The organism is Lacinutrix cladophorae (genome assembly GCF_053604645.1).
Genome location: NZ_JBSHNR010000014.1, coordinates 1 through 322 on the forward strand (window position 1 = coordinate 1; position 322 = coordinate 322).

Below are 322 nucleotides of genomic sequence, written 5' to 3' on the forward strand. Positions count from 1 at the left end.
TGGAATGTCTGTTGCTGTCCATGAGCCATCCGTTCCTGTTGTTACTGTTGTTTCGTCTCCGTTAACATCGGTAATTACAACTTCTACTCCTTCTATTCCTTCTTCTCCTGGATCTTGTACTCCATCGCCGTTAAGATCTTCAAATACCACTCCACTTAAATCTCCTACTGCTGGTGCATATCCATCATCGGTAGTAGCATTAGTTCCTTCTACAACTGTTACTGTTTCTGGATCTGAGGTTCCTGTTGTTAAAGTATCTGTAATATCTGTTGGTAATGTAGTCTCATCTACATCTACTTCTGCATCTCCTAATGGTACATTG

Annotated in this window: 1 protein-coding gene; it reads right to left on the reverse strand. The window is 41.0% G+C overall.

Annotated elements, in window-relative coordinates; all coding sequences use genetic code 11:
• The coding region (locus ACVC3Y_RS00060) for an SdrD B-like domain-containing protein (RefSeq protein WP_452225707.1) at nt 1-322 on the reverse strand (322 nt) is incomplete at both ends.